The organism is Epilithonimonas hungarica (genome assembly GCF_900102265.1).
Taxonomy (GTDB): domain Bacteria; phylum Bacteroidota; class Bacteroidia; order Flavobacteriales; family Weeksellaceae; genus Epilithonimonas; species Epilithonimonas hungarica.
The window spans coordinates 417949-436536 of record NZ_FNBH01000003.1 but is presented as its reverse complement, the minus strand read 5'-3'; the positions used below and the strand labels follow the sequence as shown (position 1 = coordinate 436536).

The window sequence follows — 18588 nt, the reverse complement described above, 5'->3', positions numbered from 1 at the left end:
CATTAAGGAAATGCCAGTCAATCAACATACCTATTGGTTCAGGGTTACATTCAAGGAAAAGCTGGATGAGTTTTGGTTTAGTGAAGACCTGCTGGAAATAAGCCCAAGATCAACGTGTGAATTTATCGAAAGCACTAATATTATTAAAATATCAAACACTTTGCTTTCCGTTCGAGAAATCATGAGAGTTTTAGAATATTACCGTGTCCAGCACGCACAGCTATCCGATTGGGGCGAAGTGGATTTATAGTATAATAAGAATGGATTTAAAAGCTAAAATTACGGCAACAGGTGGTTTTGTGCCAACGAACCGCAGAACGAATAACTACCTGGCTAACATAACAGATACCAGTAATGAGTGGATTATTAAACGTACCGGGATAAAAGAGAGAAGAATACTTGCGGACGAGTTGGCTACTTCGGATATGATTGTTCCGGCAATAGAAGATTTGATGAAAAATACGGATATGTCGTTGCAGGAAATAGACTGCCTTATCGTGGCTACCTGCACACCCGATATGCCTATGCCGTCCACGGCAAATATTGTCTGCCGCAAGCTGGGACTGAAAAATGTTTTCGGGTTTGATATTAATTCAGCCTGTACAGGATTTTTGTACGCCATTTCTTTGGGCGCATCGCTCATTGAGAGTAGAAAATACCGGAATGTGATTGTAGCAGGAGCCGACAAGATGAGCAGTGTGACCGATTTGCAGGACAGGAGAACCAATATCCTCTTTGGAGATGGAGCGGGTGCAGTGCTGTTGCAACTTTCTGATGATGAAACAGGCATACAGGACAGTCTGCTGTGCGGAAACGGAGATGGAGCGGAAATGTTGCTTATTGAAGGAGGCGGTTCTCTTTATCCTGCATCAATGGAAACATTGGGCAGCAGAAAACATTTTATCCGGCAGGATGGTCGTGCCGTATTCAGAAACGCCATTGAAAAGATGACAGCCGTTTCTAAAGCATTGCTGGACAAGAATGCACTTAGCATCGATAATGTTGACTGGCTTATTCCCCATCAGGCTAACATGCGGATAATTGAAGCGGTCGGGAAAGAATTGGGAATAGACGCAGGCCGTGTAATAAGCAATGTACAGTATTATGGAAATACAACGGCGGCCACTATCCCTTTATGTCTGTGGGATTATAAGGATAAATTCCAAAAAGGAGATTTGTTGCTTCTTACGGCATTCGGAGCGGGCTTTACCTGGGGCGCAACACTTTTAAAATGGGGAATGTGAGTTCAACAAGGAAATATTTTTTTAATCAGTTCATATATATTAATTATTTAAATTTTAAAACAATGGGAAATTCAAAAGAAAATCAGAGCCCAATCTTGGTAAAGATTGCCAATCAGCTACTTAAAGACCAGCAGGAGCTGGATTCTTTAGCAGTACAGTTGTCGCTTGGTAAAGCCGAAGCAAAAGACAAATTTAAAGAGGTGAAAACAGAGTTTAGGGAAAAGTTGCAGGATCTAAAACACACACTTTCATCTGAATATAAGGACAGTCAAGATTGGGTTAAGGAGACCAACGTTGCAATAGATGAATTTGAAAAAAACCTGGAGGAAAGTGCCGAAGAAGTTTTTGAGGAAAGTAAAGCAAATATCCTGAAAGCGGCAGAAAATCTAAAGGCACAAATAAAAAGAAATCCTACATCGGAGAAATTATTTCTTTTGTACACCACTTATTATGAGAAAGCGCAGTTACAGTTAGATGTACTGGAACAAAACATACAGAATAAAAAAGCAGAATTGACCGATTCTTATAAGCATAGCATAGAGGAAGCCAAAAAATCCGCAAAGGCAATCATCGATAAGCTCAATGACAAAAAAGAGGAAGCAGATTTTAAGACCGAAATCTTTAAGAAGGAAATAGGTCAAGTTTACGAGCATTTAAAAAAAGCAGTAAAAGCACTTGGTTAAGTTTCAAAAATCAACACTTTAAAAGTTTTAACAATGAAAAAAACATTCTATGTAGTGGCTGCTTTAAGTTTTATGGTAGCAACCACCGGTTGTGGCAATAATTCCGGAGAACATCTGGACAATGCGAAACAACATGCCGAAGAAGCGGGTAAAGAGGTTAAAGAGGCCGTAAATGATGCCCGGGAAGAATCTGCCACAAGAGCTACGGCCGATTGGGAAAAATTTAAAACGGAATCTGATAGTTCCATTGTAGAAACCCAAAAGCGGATTGACGAACTAAAACTAAAAATAGAAAAAGCGGATAAGTCCCAAAAAGAAAGACTGAAGGCAAAACAACAAAAGTTGCAGCATGAACTGGATGCCGAGAAAGAAAAGCTCAGCCTTCGGTATTCCAAATTTGAAACAAAATCACAGCAACTGAGTGACAGTACAAAAGCTGTGACAGCAGCATTCAAACAAGAGTTTGAACATGATATGGAAAGGCTTGACAAGGCCATAAAAGTTTTTTTTGAAGATAAGCAGTAAATAATATAGAAAAAGGCGGCAATGCAACTGTTTGCTTCGCTGCCTTTTTCATATTCTAAAAAGAACGTTCAAATGAAAAATGAGATGCATCCGGTATGAAAAGGTTACAATTAAAAAAATGGAACTATAATAAAAAAATGTACAATTTGAAGGAATTGTTACTGATTGCGTTCCTATGGATTGGAGCAGCTCTGCTATTTGTTTTCATTAAAATAAATGACCTTTCTGAATTTCGTCTTACAGAAGTCTATCAAGTGCAGCATTGGGTGTCCACTGTTCGTATTTATATCATTGCATTTCTGCTGTCAGGGCTGATTAGTATCCCTATGGGCATTATGCACCTTTTTGTTTATCCTGCCATCAATAAACAAAGTTTCGGTTTTATATTACGTATTAGATTGTTGAACATATTACTGCTAATAGTTTTTGTTTCATTTTTTTACTATTTCTTCATTTTTAATGGGAACCTGCACTCCTTTAATTTCTCCTTGATAATGTCTATAAGTGTATATGCAGTATTGATAGAAAGTTTCATCACTATCATTCTGTTGTTAAAAAGGAATCTGGGAGTAGGCTTTTTCTCCGATTTTTTTAAAAGTAATTACCTAAACCCGAGTAAGGAAGAACGGGTTTTTATGTTCCTTGACATGATAGATTCCACGCCATTGATACAACATTTAGGATCCTATGAATTCAGTAACTTAATGCAGGACTGCTTTGCAGACCTTTCCGATGCAGTGATGGAATACAACGGAATAATTTATCAATTTGTGGGTGATGAAGCTGTAATAACCTGGAAAACAAAACACGGATTCAGGTTTAGTAACAGCCTTGATTTTTATTATTCGTACCTGTGCATATTGGAGTCAAAAAAGGACTATTATACTCAAAAGTATGGTGTTTTGCCAAAGTTTCGGGCTGCTGTAAATAGTGGAGAGGTAACCATTGCCCTAGTCGGTGATATTAAAAGAGAAATAGCCTATTACGGAAATGTATTGAACACGTGTTCGCGCATCCAGAAATTGTCGGATAACGGCCAAAACCAAATCATCATATCCGAAAGTTTTTTTAAGCATGTGCAATACAGCGACAACTATTCCTTTCTTGCCTTAACTGATTTAAAACTGAAAGGAATCCCAGATATTAAAACGGCTTATGTGGTGAAACCCATCCGTACCAACTTCAACCGCTCTGTGTTATAACTAAAAAAAGAGGGAAGATGGAAAAACTAATCACAATCATCTTTGAGGCAGAAGAGCATGCTATAGAAGCATCAAAAGCAATGGAGCAGTTGGCTGAAAACAAGGATATCGCCGTCGAAGAGTTATACATCCTTTATAGGAATGAACAAGGTAATATTATCATCAGAGATGCCCAAAATCAGGAGATACCCCAATCTGTTATAAACACATTTGTCGGAGGTATCATTGGGATATTAGGCGGACCTCTAAATGTTTTATGGGGTTTGACCAACGGTGCAGTAGCCAAAAGGATAAGCAACCTGCTCCGTTACAGCAAAACATCAAAGATGCTGGAAAGGGCATCCAAAACTATTACAAATGGGAAGACAGCTATCGTTGCCCACATTGATGAATACTGGGAAATTCCCTTGAATATGGCAATGGAACCGTTTAATGTAGCTATCAAAAGGCTGAGCATAGATGAGGAACTGGGAAAATATATTCTTTGGAAGCAAAAGGCAATTGAGAAGAAAAATATAGCAAGCAAGAAAAAAGAGTAATTGTAATCTCGAAAGAAACTATGTATTGGACAACGCTCAAAGTTTATTAATGAAATTTAGAAAAAAAATCCGATGGAATTATACTATACTATTTCTGTTTTTATCGTATTGGCTTCTTTGTTTGCCTATTTAAATTACAGATTTTTAAAGCTGCCCGGCACGATAGGGATTATGATTATTGCGATGTTGGTTTCTATGGGCATACGCTTATTTGGCGATCAATATTTTCCGGATACGACCAAAGACTTTTTTGAATTGATCCAACAACTTGATTTCAATGAGATGTTAATGGGGGCAATGCTTAATTTTCTCTTGTTTGCGGGAGCTTTACATGTGAATGTTTCAGATCTCAAAGAACAAAAATGGGCTATCGTGACCTATGCAACAGTTAGTGTCGTGTTATCGGCATTTATAATTTCAGGGTTGCTGTATTATATAGCTCCTTTTTTAGGACTGAAAGTTCCTTACATCTATTGTTTGCTCTTTGGAGCTCTTATATCTCCGACAGATCCTATTGTGGTTTTAGGAGTTCTTAAAGAAGCAAAAGTTCCGAAGCATATTGAAACTAAAATTACCGGAGAATCCCTCTTCAACGATGGTGTAGCGGTGGTGCTGTTTGCTGTTGTTTTGAAAATGGCGGTAGACACAGAATTTCACGCTACTTTCGAAAACGTATCGTGGTTGTTTCTAAAAGAAGCCGGAGGCGGTATTATCTTAGGATGCCTGTTGGGGTTGACGTCCTCCCGGATTATGAAGAAAGTTGATGATTACAAAGTTTGTGTTTTAATCACGATTGCCATAGTTATGGGCGGTTTTTTGATTGCCAAGCAATTTCATGTATCCGCCCCATTGGCAATGGTTATCGCCGGATTGTTGATAGGAAATTATAGCCGGAACGATCTGAAAAATGAGGAAACAAGAGATTACTTAGGCAAATTTTGGGAACTTATCGATGAAATAATGAATGCGATTTTGTTTCTTTTTATAGGCTTTGAATTGCTTTTGTTACCTGATTTACAAAAAAATCTGTTCTTAGGTTTTGTTGCCATTTTTATTGTATTAATTTCAAGACTATTGTCGATTTTAATTCCGCTCAAATCCATACTGAGAAAAAACACTTATACCAGAGGTTCTGTTATTACGATGGTTTGGGGAGGAATCCGTGGAGGTGTTTCGATTGCTTTGGTAATGTCCATACCTCAAAATGAATACAAAAATTTGATGCTGGAGATTACATACATCGTTGTACTGTTTTCCATCGTGGTCCAGGGGCTGACTGTAGGCAGAGTTGCAAAGAAGGCACTTGGAAAAGAGCCTGAAGAAAGTGTTTGAAAATATTTCCTTAGGCTAAAACTGATATTGGTCATATTGATAAATACTGGGAAATCACCCTTACAGTTGTTTAAGGTCAAAAAGTTGAATATAAATGATGAAATTTAGGGGTATATCATCGAAAAAGAAATAGAGTGAAAAAATAGTAGGCAAGCAACAGGCTAAGTACGTAATTTCTGTTTGAAATTGCTTACTGAATAGATAACAAAATTGCCCAAGTTCAAACCAACTTGGGCTAAATTTTCGATTACAATGCCAAATTTTGCATAAGAATTGAAGGGCTGTTACATCTCCAACAGGTAAGAAGCATTCCTTAATAAAATTGTCGCTATGAAACTTTCACTAAATAACATCATCTCTGAAATACACCGCAAGGAGGCTGATATTTCATCCCGAACATCCCGTCTGATAGACGAGGCATATCAAATGACATGTTACTTACAAGAACTTCTGAGCCTAACCAAGGAATATATTTCAAAAGAAGGCTTTAAGGATGAGGCCGAAGAAACCGGTTTCTTTCGCAACATAAAACCTCAAATTCTTGGTAAGCTGATTTATTACAACAAAGTATTTCGCATAGAAACATCTTGCCCGGTACATAACGGAAAAATGTACCGAACTTACTTTTCAAATCAATTGCACGAACTGAAACAGGAATATATAGAACATATCTGTAATTCAGAATTTTACAGATACTATCGTTCGGGAAGAACAGACCGGGACGATACCTACTTCAGATTAGGCAGAATAAATTACCATGATGGGTTGAATAGCTTTGTATTTGAAATTGACCCGAAGTTTTCTACCTATTACGATTACAAGATCGCACACATTATAGCAAATGAGCTACTTTACACTTATTTACTGACTAAAATAAGTCCCGAAGAAAATAGCACTAACCTTGGATTACACAATATAGAAAATACAAAGGATGTTTTTTGGACGGATTCAAAAAATGCACTCATCGAATTAATTTATGCATTATATGCTGCCGGGGTTATTTCCCACGGCAAGGTGGGCATCCGTAAAATTAGCTTAATCGCCCAAGTCTTGTTCCGTATTCCATTGAACGATTTACATCACGCTTTTCATCGGATGAAAGACCGGGCAGGAAGTCGCACGACGTTCTTGGACCAACTCAAATTATCGCTTGAAGAATATATGGACAAGACTTTGTAGAGTTTTTTAATCTTTTTCGAAGCAGTACATTTTTGTGTACTGCTTTTTTTTATGCCTTTTACACACTTTGCCCATATCTGCCAATTGGTATAACCAGCAAATTTGAACTTCTTTGTTTTGCCAACTTTCACAAAACCCTTAATTCATAAGGGATTACACGAATTGCAAAAATTTTCAAAAAAACCACCAAACCAATTGGCAAGACTTGGCGGACAAACTCTGCCACCCTTAGCAACTTTGCATAGTGAACATTAAAAAGCTATGCAATGCAAATAATAACTATCGAAGAAGAAGCGTGGAAACAGCTAAACAGCCGTATCAGTGCTATCACTGACTATCTGAAAAGACTGGAAGATACCAGCTATGATGACCTGTGGCTCAATAACCACGAGGTATGCCAATACCTGCACATCAGCGAAAAGACCTTGTGGCGTATGCGTACCAAAGGAGAGATAGCCTATTCCAAAATTTATGGGCAATACTTCTATACCATCGGTGCAATTAAGGATATGCTCAATGCCAATGCCGTACAGAGCAGTGACGAGTATGTGCAGGAGCTTATGGAAAAAGGCAAAAGCTATATTGAAAAAGGCAGAAAGCTAAAGACAGACAAAAAATAGGTATGACCCCTTAAAAGTATATCCCTATGAATATTGACAGAATGGACTTTTTGGCGTGGATGGAACGCATAATGAACCGCTTTGATATGCTTAGCGACCATATTGATGATTTACAAAAGAAACGCAATACCATTGACGGCGAAGAATTGCTTGACAACCAGGATCTGCTCCAAATGCTGAAAATCAGCAACCGCTCCCTGCAACGCTACCGTTCCATCGGGAAGCTGCCTTATTATACGATAAGTGGAAAACTGTATTACAAGCTGTCCGACGTACATCAGTTTATCAGAGAAAGTTTTACCAAATGAACGCCAATGAACGCCAAATACTGCCTTTGAGTGCCACATAGTGCAAAGCAGTGAACGCTTCTCTTACTTTCGGCACAAAACTTTAAAATTTTTCAAGTTATGAGTGAAGAAACAACAAATAAACAGGAAATGCCAGAACAACTATCGGACATATTGTTGGTGCTGGATAAAGAAAAAAAGAAAATTCAGGCAGTAAAAAGCATTGATGAAAACGGAAAAATGGAAACCGTTGACCCCACAAAAAAAAACCAAAATCAGTTTATGAGGGTGGATAAGTCCGGCGATATCTTTTCCAATTTCTTCTCCAACTTCTTCAGCCAGTTAAAGAACCCTACCAACTTCTCCTTTTTCAAAGTGCCAGCACCTATTGCCATCGATACGGCAAATGAGATGCAGAAGCAGGTGGATAGACCAACTCCCGAAGGCGAAAAACTGATGAAGGAGCACGAAGTAAAAATAGATCCTCAACAGGAGCAAAAACAAGAAAATAAAAAAGATATGGAAACAACACAAGCAACACCGGAAACAGGCGAATACCGCTTTAAGCCGGAACAGATTGATTGGGAAACAATGAACAATCTCGGATTGGGCAAAGAACGCCTTGAAAAAATGAATTTGTTAGACCCTTTGCTAAGGGGCTACAAGACTAACGAGCTTGTGCCGGTTAGCGTAAACCTGGGCGGCGCCATTGTCCGTACCGATGCCCGTTTGTCTTTACAGCCTACCGAAGACGGACAGGTTGTAGCAGCGATACACGGTATCCGTAAAGAACCCAACCTGAATTTTGAGTTTTTCGGACACAAGTTTACAGAGGAGGATAAAAAAAACCTGCTTGAAACAGGAAATATGGGACGTATAGTTGATTTGAAAAACTCCAAGACAGGTGAAATGATGCCCTCCATTGTGAGTGTGGACAGACTGACCAATGAGCTTATTGCTTTAAGGAAAGATTTAATAAAAATCCCCGATGAAATTAAAGGTGTGAAATTAGATGATGCACAAAAGCAAACCTTACTGGAGGGCAAGCCGCTTCAATTGGACGGAATGATTTCTAAAAAGGGAACCGAATTTTCTGCAACGGTACAGTTCAATGCAGACAAGCGTTATGTTGAGTTCCTGTTTGACAGGAACAACGCTAACAGGCAAACGCAAAGCAACGGGCAGAACAATCAACAAACCAATCAGCAAAGCCAACCGCAGGAAGCCCCAAGAACTTTCAGAGGCAAAGAATTGGACGATGAACAATATGGTAAATTCAAAGCTGGACAAACGGTTTATGTTGATGGACTGATTGATAAAAAGGGGCAAAAATACCAGGGTTATATCACGCTCAACAAAGAAACGGGAAAAACAGATTTCTCTTTTCAAAACCCTGATAAGCTCAAAGCACAGGCAAAACCTGTTGAAACCCATAAAACCCAAACAGCGGTTAATTCGGAGGGTAAAACCAATGAAGCGACCAAGAATATCAATGAGCCTTTGAAAACAGGACAGAAAAATCCTGACAGCAAAAAGCAACAAGAACAACAGGAAAAACCCGAAACTCCTGCAAAATCCAAAGGAAGAAAAAATGTAGTACAATATGAAAACAATCATTGCAGAAAAACCAAGCGTAGCAAGGGAAATAGCCGGACTTGTGGGAGCATCCGATAAAAAGGACGGCTACCTGACAGGGAACGGCTATTTTGTTACGTGGGCATTCGGTCATTTAATCGGATTGGGAATGCCCGAAGATTACGGGATTTCGGGGTTTGACAAAGCTGCTTTGCCGATACTTCCCAACCCTTTTTTACTGACCGTGCGGAAAGTAAAAAAGGACAAAGGTTATACAGTCGATGCAGGTGCATCAAAGCAACTGAAAGTCATCGAACAACTATTTAACCGTAGCAACAGCATTATTGTTGCTACCGATGCAGGACGTGAGGGCGAATTGATATTTCGCTATATCTACGAATACCTGAAATGTAACAAGCCCTTTGAACGCCTTTGGATTAGTTCACTTACCGAAAAAGCTATAAAACAAGGCTTTGATAATCTAAAAGACGGGGCAGTATTTGACGGATTGCATCAGGCGGCACAAGGCAGAAGCAGAGCCGATTGGCTTGTGGGTATTAATGCTACACAGGCGTTGAGCATTGCCGCAGGCAATGGCATCTATTCGCTCGGAAGAGTACAAACGCCTACACTGGCTTTGATATGCAAACGCTATCTGGAAAACAAGAATTTCAAGGTTAAGAATTATTGGCAGGTACAGTTGTTGCACAACAAAGAGCTGATAGATTTTAAAAGCCTTTCCAAAACCAAATGGGAAGATAAAAAGCAGGCTGATGATACCCTTAAAGCCATTCAGCGAAATGGAGCGGCAACTGTTATATCAGTAGAAACCAAAAGCGTTACAGATCAACCACCCTTATTGTTCGACCTTACGGGCTTGCAAAAGGAAGCCAACAAAAAATTGAACCTTTCTGCCGAAGAAACCCTCAACATTGCCCAAAGCCTTTACGAAAAGAAGTTTATCACTTACCCACGCACCGGAAGCAAATACATTCCTGAAGATATGTGGGCAGAAATTCCCAATCTCGTGAGAGCTTTGCAGGACAGGGAAGCCTGCAAGCAAACCGTATCAAAAATGAAATGGGGACGTTTCAATAAACGTATCGTGAACGATTTGCGTGTTACAGACCACCACGGATTATTGATTACAGACAAAATTCCTTCAGCACTGAACGCAAAGGAAAATGCCGTTTATGATATGATTGCCTTTCGATTGCTCGAAGCCCTTTCACAAGCCTGTATCAAAGAGCTAACCGATGTCGGTTTACAGGTATTGCATTACGATTTTACCGCAAAAGGCTGTAAGGTTATAGAAGCTGGCTGGCGTTCCGTTAAGGGAAGTTTCACGGACGATGATACCGAACCTTTACAGGATTTGCCCGAACTGAAAAAAGGCGATGAACTTAAAATAAAAGAAGCCTCCGTTCTCGAAAAGAAAACTAAACCCCCTGTGCTTTATACCGAAGCAGGGCTTTTGTCGGCTATGGAAAGTGCCGGAAAGGAAATCGAAAATGAAGACGAACGGAAAGCCCTGCAAAATATCGGTATCGGTACTCCGGCTACAAGAGCCGCAATAATCGAAACCCTGTTTACCCGAAATTATATCCAAAGGGAAAAGAAATCTTTGATACCAACCGAAAAGGGATTGCAGGTATATGGATTGGTCAAAGACCGTAAAATTGCAGATGTGGCAATGACTGCTGAATGGGAATTGGCTTTGCAAAAAATCGAAAACAACGAAGCGGATGCAGGTGCGTTCCAAAAGGAAATGGAACATTACGCTTCATCTATTACCGATGAATTGCTGCAAACTTCCATTGCCCGAAATAACCTGCCCAAATTGGTTTGCCCGAAATGTAAAAGCCAGCATTTGATTATCCGTGATAAGATTGTTAAATGTCCTGATGAAGTTTGTAGTTGGGTGCAGTTCCGCAATGTGTGCGGGGTTAAAATCGGTATCGCAGATATTGAAAACCTTGTCAATAAGGGTAGGACCAATCTCATCAAAGGAATGACGAGCAAAGCCGGAAAGAAATTCGATGCCTATATCGTATTAAATGAAGATTATAAGACTTCCTTTGAATTTGAAAAGAATAAACCTAAACAGAAATAATGGATAACAATATCATTACCCAAAAAGAAATCGAAAGCCAGATTTTCAGTATCAGAGGAAAGCAGGTAATGCTGGATACTGACCTCGCCAATATCTATCAGGTAGAAACAAAGGTTTTCAATCAGGCAGTAAAACGTAATAGCGAACGTTTCCCCGAAAATTTCTGTTTTCAGCTTACTCCCGAAGAGTGGGAAGTTTTAAGGTCACAAATTGTGACCTTAAACGCAGGAAGAGGTCAGCACCGAAAATACCTGCCCTTTGTATTTACGGAACAAGGTATAGCGATGCTTTCCGGTGTACTAAAAAGTACGGTTGCTATCAGCGTAAGCATAGAGATAATGAATGCTTTCGTGGAAATGCGAAGAATGCTTGTCAGCAATTCTGCTTTATTTCATCGTTTGGATAAGATTGAACTGAAACAATTGGAAGCCGACCAAAAATTTGAGGAAATCTTTAAAGCCCTCGAAAGCGGTAAACTGCAAAGCGAAAAAGGTATTTTTTATGATGGTCAAATTTTTGATGCCTATGCCTTTGTTTCCGATATTATCCGACGTGCCAAAACCACCATTATCCTGTTGGATAATTATGTGGACGACACGGTACTGACTTTGTTGGGGAAACGGAATGCCAATGTAACTGCCACTATCTATACCAAAAACATCAGTAATCAACTACGGTTAGACTTGCAACGCTACAATAGCCAATATCCGCCTATTGAAGTCGAGCTATTCTCGGATGCCCATGATCGTTTTTTAATTATTGACCATACAGAACTCTATCATATAGGGGCTTCACTCAAAGACCTGGGCAAAAAATGGTTTGCCTTTTCAAAGATAAATTCGGAGATAGGTAAAATGCTTAGTTTTTTGAACGGATTATAGCGTGAGGGATAGAAGCGGCATCCTTTTGTCGTGTTTTTGCGAACAAAAGATATAGCGGATAGCCTGACCCGTTCGCTTTTTTGCCACCACACAGCGGTTAATCAAAAAATACAAAGGGACACGCCCTGATTATTCATAGTGAAATTCAGCCTTTCTTTAACGATTGGTCTTGTGTGTATTTTAACCCAAGTTTTATAGCGGTTTCCGCTTTTGCCAATTCTGCACCCAAATAACCTGCGTGGCTCATTTGTGATACCAGGTCATTGTCCAATATTGCTAAAAGGATAGCTTCAGAAGAATGCCCTTTAATCATAAATCCTGCACGGTTATCCTTGTAATAATGTTTAACCGTAATTTCTCTTTTGGGATTATCAACGGTAATCACAAAAAAGCCTTTTTGGTCATAATCTAAGGGTATTCTTCGCCCACCCGGTTTAATTTCGGAAATGACCTCTTCCTTTAAACCCTCGCTGCCGCCAACTGTAAAATCTTTAAATATTTCTTTTTTACCTTTTATGTCATCAATAGCCTGCAAAATTACGTGCCCTTGCTTCTCATTTGTAAGGTTTATAAAATGGACCTGTTTTAGAAAATGGTTTATTTTCTGCATCGGCAAATTGTTCAGTACAGGAAAATAACCATCAGCATTTATAATACGCTTGTCTTTATCTACTCCGTAATGAAATAAACAGTCGAATGCCTGTCCTACTTTGAAAATCGGGCTTTCTTTTCCGCAAAGCAAAAAATATCGGATGTGGGGATTGGAAATGATGTTGAGGATAATTTTCTCGATACCCAAATTGGAGGTCATTACCGTGCCGATTATGGCGACGTTTTTAGAGAGTAAATCCTCGGTAGCAATCAGATTTTCTGAAGTTAGTGTGCAAACAGCAATATTTGCCTGTGCATTAATCACCGTATAACTTCCTGGATATAGGGGCCACTGATTACCTGCTTCCGTTCTTCGGCTTTTAAATCGTTCTTTAACCTTAGTCATCAAGTGAAACATCTTTACGGCAGCAGGATTTTCCCCCGCTTCATTGCTGGGGAAAATCCTGGCTAAAAAGTGCATCAGTTTTTTCATTCAATCACAAGGGCATTTCTATCCCGTTTATGCTGTTAATCCATTTTACCTTATTGCTTATCGGTTGCCGTTTTGAGATGGCAGTTACCCGTTTTTCCACATAACCGATATACAAAAATCCCAATAACCTGTCTTCGGTACCTAAACCGAAATGTGGTTTTGCTTCCTCAAAATAGGTAATGCCCGCTGTTGTCCAGTAACACCCTAAATCGTAAGCGGTAACACTAAGGAACATATTCTGAACAGCGCAGGCTACGGCTTCTATTTCCTCTATTTCGGGAAGTTTATGTGCAGCATTTCTTTTCATCCCGATAGCAATAACGTGTGAGGACATTAACGGGTATTCAATGAGTTTTTTGTACCTGTCCTCTTGGTAATTGTCGCCTGCAAACTGCCTGTAAATATCAGCCTGTAACTGTCCGAAAAATTTTAGTCCATCGCCTGAAAAAACGGAAAACCGCCACGGCTCTGTCTGTTTGTGGTTAGGTGCTCGGTTGGCATTTTCGAGTATTTGCCAAATAACTTCATCGGGGATGGCTTTCCCCTTTATGTACTGATAAGGATATATGCTTCTCCTACGTAAAAGAATATCATTGAACTGATCTACATTATATTTCTCCTGCATCATCTCAATAGTCTTAACCCGCTTAAAATAACCAAAACCGTACTTCCCTCGTGACCCACAACGCCCTCCGGAAGCGTTATCTGACCTTGCCCTATAAAATTCAGGGTAATCAGCGTCAACGCAACGGCAACGGCAAATACAATGTTTTGTTTGATGACACGGCTTGCCCTGCGGCCAAGATTGATGGCAAACGGAATGTTCTCAATATTATCGGCCATTAAAATAATGTCCGCCGTTTCCATTGCCACGTCGGTTCCACCACTGCCCATTGCTATGCCCACAGATGCCGTAGCCAAGGCTGGGGCATCATTCACACCGTCGCCCACCATTGCTACCTTTCCGTATTTTTTTTCCAGTTGTTTAATGGTATCCACTTTTTGTTCAGGCAACAGTTCCGCATATACTTCGTCTATGCCTGCCTGCTTTGCTATCGCATTGCCTGTTGTGCTTGTGTCGCCCGTCAATAAAGCGATTTTAATGCCTTTTGATTTCAGTTCCTCTATTACTTTTTTAGCCTGTGGACGTATGGTATCTTCAACCGATATTAAGCCAATGGCGTTTCCGTCGGCAGCTATAAAGATGACCGTTTTACCTTGCTCTTCAAGAAAAGTGGCATTTTTCAGGTCTTTGTCGCTGACGGAAATATCGGCAAGCATATCTCTTTTGCCGATTTTATATTCCTTGCCATCCAGATAACCGTGAACCCCCAAGCCGTGGACAGCCTGTAATTCTTCCGGTTTGGAAAGACTTAGTTTCTGATTGTTCGCCTCACGGACTATGGCTTTTGCTATGGGGTGTTCGGATAATGTTTCTACCGAAGCGGCAAGGTGAAGTAATTCCTGTTCGCTCATTTCTGTGAATGGTACAACATCTATTACTTTGGGCCTGCCAAACGTCAATGTCCCGGTCTTGTCAAAGGCAACCACTTTCACTCCGCCTATATTTTCAAGGTGAACACCTCCTTTGAACAGCACGCCTTTTCTCGCTGCATTGGATATTCCCGAAAGCATAGCCGGCATAATGGAAGACACGAGGGCACAGGGCGAAGCTACCACAAGAAAAATCATTGCCCGGTATATGGTGTCGTTCCACGTCCAGTTGAACAAGTAAGGTGGCAAAATCATTAACAATACCGCGACCGTTACCACAACTTTTGCATATATGCCCTCAAAACGTTCGACAAATTGCTGGCTTGGCGGTTTTTCATTCTGTGCTTCCTGTACCAGATGGATTATTTTGGAAAGCACGGTTTCCTCGGCGGGCTTGCTGACTTCAATTTCCAAAGCCCCCTGACCGTTAATGGTTCCCGAAAAAACCTCGTCGCCCGTTTTCTTATCCGCAGGAATACTCTCTCCGGTAATGGAGGCTTCATTAATAGCCGAATATCCTCCGACAATGATACCGTCTGCAGAGATGCGTTCTCCCGGACGGACCAATATCACATCACCTTTTTTAAGGTCTTCCACCTTTACGTTTTTTTCCATTCCGTTTTCAAGCAACACGGCTTCTTCGGGGCGAAGTTTCATAATGGATTTAATATCCTTGTTCGTTTTTTCCATCGTGTACTCTTCCAGTGTTCCACTTAGGGAAAAAATGAATATCAATATCGCACCGTCCATCCAGTAGCCTATCGCTACCGCACCGATAGCGGCGACAACCATTAGGAGGTCAACATCAAGATCCTTTTCTTTGAAAAGTGTGCTTAGTCCCTCAATGGCTTTCTGATAGCCTCCTATCACATAGGCTAAAAGAAAAAAGATAATTTCAACGGTGGACATATTTTGTTTGCCCGCCCACCAAGCCAGTAAAATGAACAGCAAACATAGTGCTGTCAGGATAGCTGATTTATGCTTTTCCCATATATCAGTATAGGACGATTTTATTTTGGTATCTACGGTTAATTCTGTCATCAGTTTTATTATGCGCTTTAAAAATTTATGCAAAGTTACCTTTTATATATAGGTAAAAACAGGTAAAAAAACGATATTTTTCAGTAGCTTTGCTGTATGAAATCATTGCAGTTATTTACCGATAAAGAAATTACGATCAAGGAATTAGCGTACAATAGTTCCGGCTTGCATAAGCACAATTTCTTTGAACTGATCTACGTGCTGGATGGTTCCGGAATACATAACATCAATAGCAACCGGTTTGCGTTTTCAAAGGGTGATGTTTTCCTGCTTACACCCGATGATGAGCACACCTTTGAAGTAAATACGCCTACCAAATTCTGTATCGTGGATTTTACCAAAGGTTTTTTTGTAAGGAACCGCAGGATAGATGATACAGAGGCTGGTGTGGGCAAATTGTATAAGCAACTGGAATACATCTTTCATAACCATCACAACATTAAGGGCAGCGTTATATCCAGTTCGGACAGAAGCATATTCAAAGCATTGATCGGCCAGCTTATCAAGGAAAAAAATAAAAGGCAGTTCTTCGATGAAATCATTATTCAGGACATTATTTTCCTCTTGCTCCATTTTATCGCAAGGAACATCCAGGAGAATATTTCTATATTCTCAAAGAGGGAAAATCCCAAAAGCAGGGTTCACGAGATTACCGCTTATATACAGCAGCATATATACGATAACGAACTGCTAAAAGTAAGCAGCATAGCATCGCATTTTGGCAAGTCTTCCGACCATTTAAACCGGTATTTTAAAGATGAAACAGGCAGTACCATCAAAGAATACATTATCCGCTATAAACTAAATCTGGTCAAGACTAGGCTTAAATTCAGCGATTTGACCATTTCAGAAATCGCTGGTGAACTGAATTTCACAGATGAAAGCCACCTGAATAAGATGTTTAAGGGTGCGTTCGGAAAAACTGCCAGGCAATATAAAAATGAGCTGAAACATTGATAATACGAAAACTTTGATCTATCAAAATCTTATTAAATAAATGACTTGCCTTTTCAAGAATGAATATTGAGATTGAATTGATAAGATATAGTTTTTACTCAAAGGTAAAGATTAGCCTTATTTAAGGGTACGAAAATTATTTTACAACTATAGCTTCTAACTCAACTTTCAGGGTTTCAAAAAGACTTTTTACTTCTAAAACTGTTGAAGATTGCTTTATTTTATTTTGAACAACCCAGTTTTTAATAATATCAAAATTTTGGAATAATTCTGAAGCCGAAGTTGTGTAGATGTTTAACCTAACGATATTTTTTAGTTCATATTCCGCTTGATAAATCACCTTTTCTAAATTTTCAATTGTTTGTTTTAGTTGCGACCGCATATCTTCATTACTTGATATTCCGTCATCGCTTATTGCTGTTTGTCCCGAAACATACAGTGTGCCTGTTGCATTTTTTACTTCTACGGCCTGCACATAATTTCTGGCATCTTGCCATTTCCAGGGATTGATGATTTTTTTCTCCATTGCTGTTATATTCAAAAAATTAATTACAGCACAAAATTCATCAATATGTTTGAGAAACAGCTGTGACGGAAATCACTATTTATGTTGCTTATATAACCTGCTCAAAGTCTCTCTGGATACTCCAAGATAGGAGGCAAGTACAGATTTAGAAATTCTTTGGCTTAATGATGGATAAATCTGTAAAAAGAGTTCATATCTTTCTTTTGGATTTAAAGTAAGAAGTGATAAAATTCTTTTTTGGTTGGCAATGTGACCTCTTATTGATTTAGCCAAAAAGTAATCGGTTAATTGGGTGAAATTTTGGCAAGCGGCAAAGAAATCATCATAGCTTAAACTGTAAGCCTCAGTATCTTCAATGCATTGAAGTGAGAAAACCGCCCTCTCTTTATTGTAAAATGCTGAAAAATCGGTTTCCCACCAATCTTCAAAAGCAAAAGACAGTATATGCTCTTTGCTATCATAATCTGTATAAAAAAGTTTTACCAGTCCGGATGAAATTAAGTAAACATCCTGCACATAATCATTTTCTTTTATAATAAAATCTCCTTTGGAAAACTTTTTCAACACAAGGCTTCCTTTAAGTTCAAAAAATTCTTGCTCTGTAAAAATATTAGTTCTGTTCATAAATATCTTGGCCGTAATTTAAATATGTTCCATTTATTGTTGCAAAAATAGAAATTAAAACCCTCGTTATCAACTTGCTTACGTCAAATCCTACCACTCAAAGCCAAACCCTGCCACTTTAAAATCCCTGCGTACTCTGCTTGATACTTTAGCAAAAAAGTACAGATCAAGTGAAGGAGAATGCTAAGAAATATGACATCATTTATGCAGATCCGCCCTGGCAATATAAAGTCTGGAGCAAGAAAGGTGCAGGCAGAAGTGCGGAAAGTCATTATCAAACCCAAAAACCTGATTTTCTAAAAAGGATGAACATTGATGTACTGTGTAAACCAAATTGCGTACTGTTGATGTGGGCTACTTTTCCTTGTTTGGAACAAGCATTGGAACTCGGAAAGTCTTGGGGCTTTACCTATAAAACAGTTGCATTTACATGGATAAAAACTAACATGAACAATAACAGGATTTTTGTTGGGATGGGATATTACACCAGGGCAAATGCTGAAATAGTCTTACTGTTTACCAAAGGGAAACCATTAAAAAGATGTGCTAAAGATGTTCCGTAAGTAATTATAACTCCCCGTGGCAGACATTCTGAAAAACCTGATGAGGTAAGGAAACGTATTGTTCGCCTGTTTGGGGATGTAACCAGAGTAGAACTCTTTGCAAGGAAAAATCCTATAGC

The 18588-nt window shown here is 39.4% G+C and carries 20 protein-coding genes; 15 read left to right on the top strand and 5 right to left on the bottom strand.

Features of this window, described 5'->3' with window-relative positions:
• Positions 1 to 10 precede the first annotated feature (10 nt).
• From BLT30_RS18100 to BLT30_RS13765, 13 genes are all read left to right on the top strand, one after another.
• On the top strand, positions 11 to 250 hold the full coding sequence (locus BLT30_RS18100) for a hypothetical protein (protein ID WP_037369490.1): 240 nt from the start codon (positions 11 to 13) through the stop codon (positions 248 to 250).
• Complete coding sequence (locus tag BLT30_RS13820; RefSeq protein WP_317040537.1) at positions 204 to 1244, top strand: beta-ketoacyl-ACP synthase III; 1041 nt, start codon at positions 204 to 206, stop codon at positions 1242 to 1244. The genes BLT30_RS18100 and BLT30_RS13820 overlap by 47 nt, the downstream gene beginning before the upstream one ends.
• Before the next feature lie 62 nt (positions 1245 to 1306).
• Positions 1307 to 1927 carry a hypothetical protein gene (locus BLT30_RS13815; protein WP_139166666.1) on the top strand — a complete coding sequence of 207 codons (621 nt, stop codon included), beginning with the start codon at positions 1307 to 1309 and terminating at the stop codon, positions 1925 to 1927.
• Positions 1928 to 1960: 33 nt separating this feature from the next.
• A complete protein-coding gene (locus BLT30_RS13810; RefSeq protein WP_026752410.1) occupies positions 1961 to 2452 on the top strand; it encodes a hypothetical protein in 492 nt (163 codons plus the stop codon).
• Positions 2453 to 2547: 95 nt separating this feature from the next.
• Positions 2548 to 3654, top strand: coding sequence for an adenylate/guanylate cyclase domain-containing protein (locus BLT30_RS13805; RefSeq protein ID WP_089874118.1), 1107 nt, complete (start codon positions 2548 to 2550; stop codon positions 3652 to 3654).
• Between the two features lie 17 nt (positions 3655 to 3671).
• Positions 3672 to 4193: a hypothetical protein gene (locus BLT30_RS13800; RefSeq protein ID WP_026752411.1), complete on the top strand. Its 522-nt coding sequence runs from the start codon at positions 3672 to 3674 to the stop codon at positions 4191 to 4193.
• Positions 4194 to 4265: 72 nt separating this feature from the next.
• Positions 4266 to 5525, top strand: a complete 1260-nt coding sequence (locus BLT30_RS13795) for a cation:proton antiporter (protein WP_089874117.1) — start codon at positions 4266 to 4268, stop codon at positions 5523 to 5525.
• 330 nt (positions 5526 to 5855) lie between these two features.
• A complete protein-coding gene (locus tag BLT30_RS13790) occupies positions 5856 to 6704 on the top strand; it encodes an RteC domain-containing protein (RefSeq protein WP_089874116.1) in 849 nt (282 codons plus the stop codon).
• Between the two features lie 266 nt (positions 6705 to 6970).
• Positions 6971 to 7324, top strand: a complete 354-nt coding sequence (locus BLT30_RS13785) for a helix-turn-helix domain-containing protein (RefSeq protein WP_089874115.1) — start codon at positions 6971 to 6973, stop codon at positions 7322 to 7324.
• Positions 7325 to 7350: 26 nt separating this feature from the next.
• Positions 7351 to 7632 (top strand): helix-turn-helix domain-containing protein, encoded by a 282-nt coding sequence (locus BLT30_RS13780; RefSeq protein WP_089874114.1) that lies wholly within the window; start codon positions 7351 to 7353, stop codon positions 7630 to 7632.
• A gap of 99 nt (positions 7633 to 7731) precedes the next feature.
• On the top strand, positions 7732 to 9285 hold the full coding sequence (locus tag BLT30_RS13775) for a DUF3945 domain-containing protein (protein WP_089874113.1): 1554 nt from the start codon (positions 7732 to 7734) through the stop codon (positions 9283 to 9285).
• The gene (locus BLT30_RS13770) at positions 9215 to 11299 is read left to right on the top strand and encodes a type IA DNA topoisomerase (RefSeq protein ID WP_089874112.1); all 2085 of its coding nucleotides are present in this window, start codon (positions 9215 to 9217) and stop codon (positions 11297 to 11299) included. The genes BLT30_RS13775 and BLT30_RS13770 overlap by 71 nt, the downstream gene beginning before the upstream one ends.
• Positions 11299 to 12180 carry an ORF6N domain-containing protein gene (locus BLT30_RS13765; protein WP_089874111.1) on the top strand — a complete coding sequence of 294 codons (882 nt, stop codon included), beginning with the start codon at positions 11299 to 11301 and terminating at the stop codon, positions 12178 to 12180. Before BLT30_RS13770 ends, BLT30_RS13765 begins: the two co-directional genes overlap by 1 nt.
• 145 nt (positions 12181 to 12325) lie before the next feature.
• On the opposite strand, the gene BLT30_RS13760 is transcribed toward BLT30_RS13765, so the two are convergent.
• Genes BLT30_RS13760 through BLT30_RS13750 form a run of 3 tightly spaced genes read right to left on the bottom strand, consistent with a single transcriptional unit; the run spans position 12326 to position 15799 of the window.
• Positions 12326 to 13264: a DUF4346 domain-containing protein gene (locus BLT30_RS13760; RefSeq protein WP_089874110.1), complete on the bottom strand. Its 939-nt coding sequence runs from the start codon at positions 13262 to 13264 to the stop codon at positions 12326 to 12328.
• Positions 13265 to 13268: 4 nt separating this feature from the next.
• Positions 13269 to 13889, bottom strand: a complete 621-nt coding sequence (locus BLT30_RS13755; RefSeq protein WP_089874353.1) for a nitroreductase family protein — start codon at positions 13887 to 13889, stop codon at positions 13269 to 13271.
• Positions 13889 to 15799: a heavy metal translocating P-type ATPase gene (locus BLT30_RS13750; RefSeq protein WP_175487195.1), complete on the bottom strand. Its 1911-nt coding sequence runs from the start codon at positions 15797 to 15799 to the stop codon at positions 13889 to 13891. The genes BLT30_RS13755 and BLT30_RS13750 overlap by 1 nt, the downstream gene beginning before the upstream one ends.
• 96 nt (positions 15800 to 15895) lie before the next feature.
• On the opposite strand from BLT30_RS13750, the gene BLT30_RS13745 reads away from it, so the two are divergent.
• On the top strand, positions 15896 to 16756 hold the full coding sequence (locus tag BLT30_RS13745) for an AraC family transcriptional regulator (protein ID WP_089874109.1): 861 nt from the start codon (positions 15896 to 15898) through the stop codon (positions 16754 to 16756).
• Positions 16757 to 16892: 136 nt separating this feature from the next.
• On the opposite strand, the gene BLT30_RS13740 is transcribed toward BLT30_RS13745, so the two are convergent.
• Positions 16893 to 17282: a RidA family protein gene (locus BLT30_RS13740; RefSeq protein WP_089874108.1), complete on the bottom strand. Its 390-nt coding sequence runs from the start codon at positions 17280 to 17282 to the stop codon at positions 16893 to 16895.
• Between the two features lie 75 nt (positions 17283 to 17357).
• A complete protein-coding gene (locus BLT30_RS13735) occupies positions 17358 to 17849 on the bottom strand; it encodes a Crp/Fnr family transcriptional regulator (protein WP_245707183.1) in 492 nt (163 codons plus the stop codon).
• A 227-nt stretch (positions 17850 to 18076) separates the two neighbouring features.
• Here BLT30_RS13735 and BLT30_RS18375 point away from each other — a divergent pair, with 227 nt between their 5' ends.
• Positions 18077 to 18469 carry an MT-A70 family methyltransferase gene (locus BLT30_RS18375; RefSeq protein ID WP_245707182.1) on the top strand — a complete coding sequence of 131 codons (393 nt, stop codon included), beginning with the start codon at positions 18077 to 18079 and terminating at the stop codon, positions 18467 to 18469.
• Positions 18470 to 18588 lie beyond the last annotated feature (119 nt).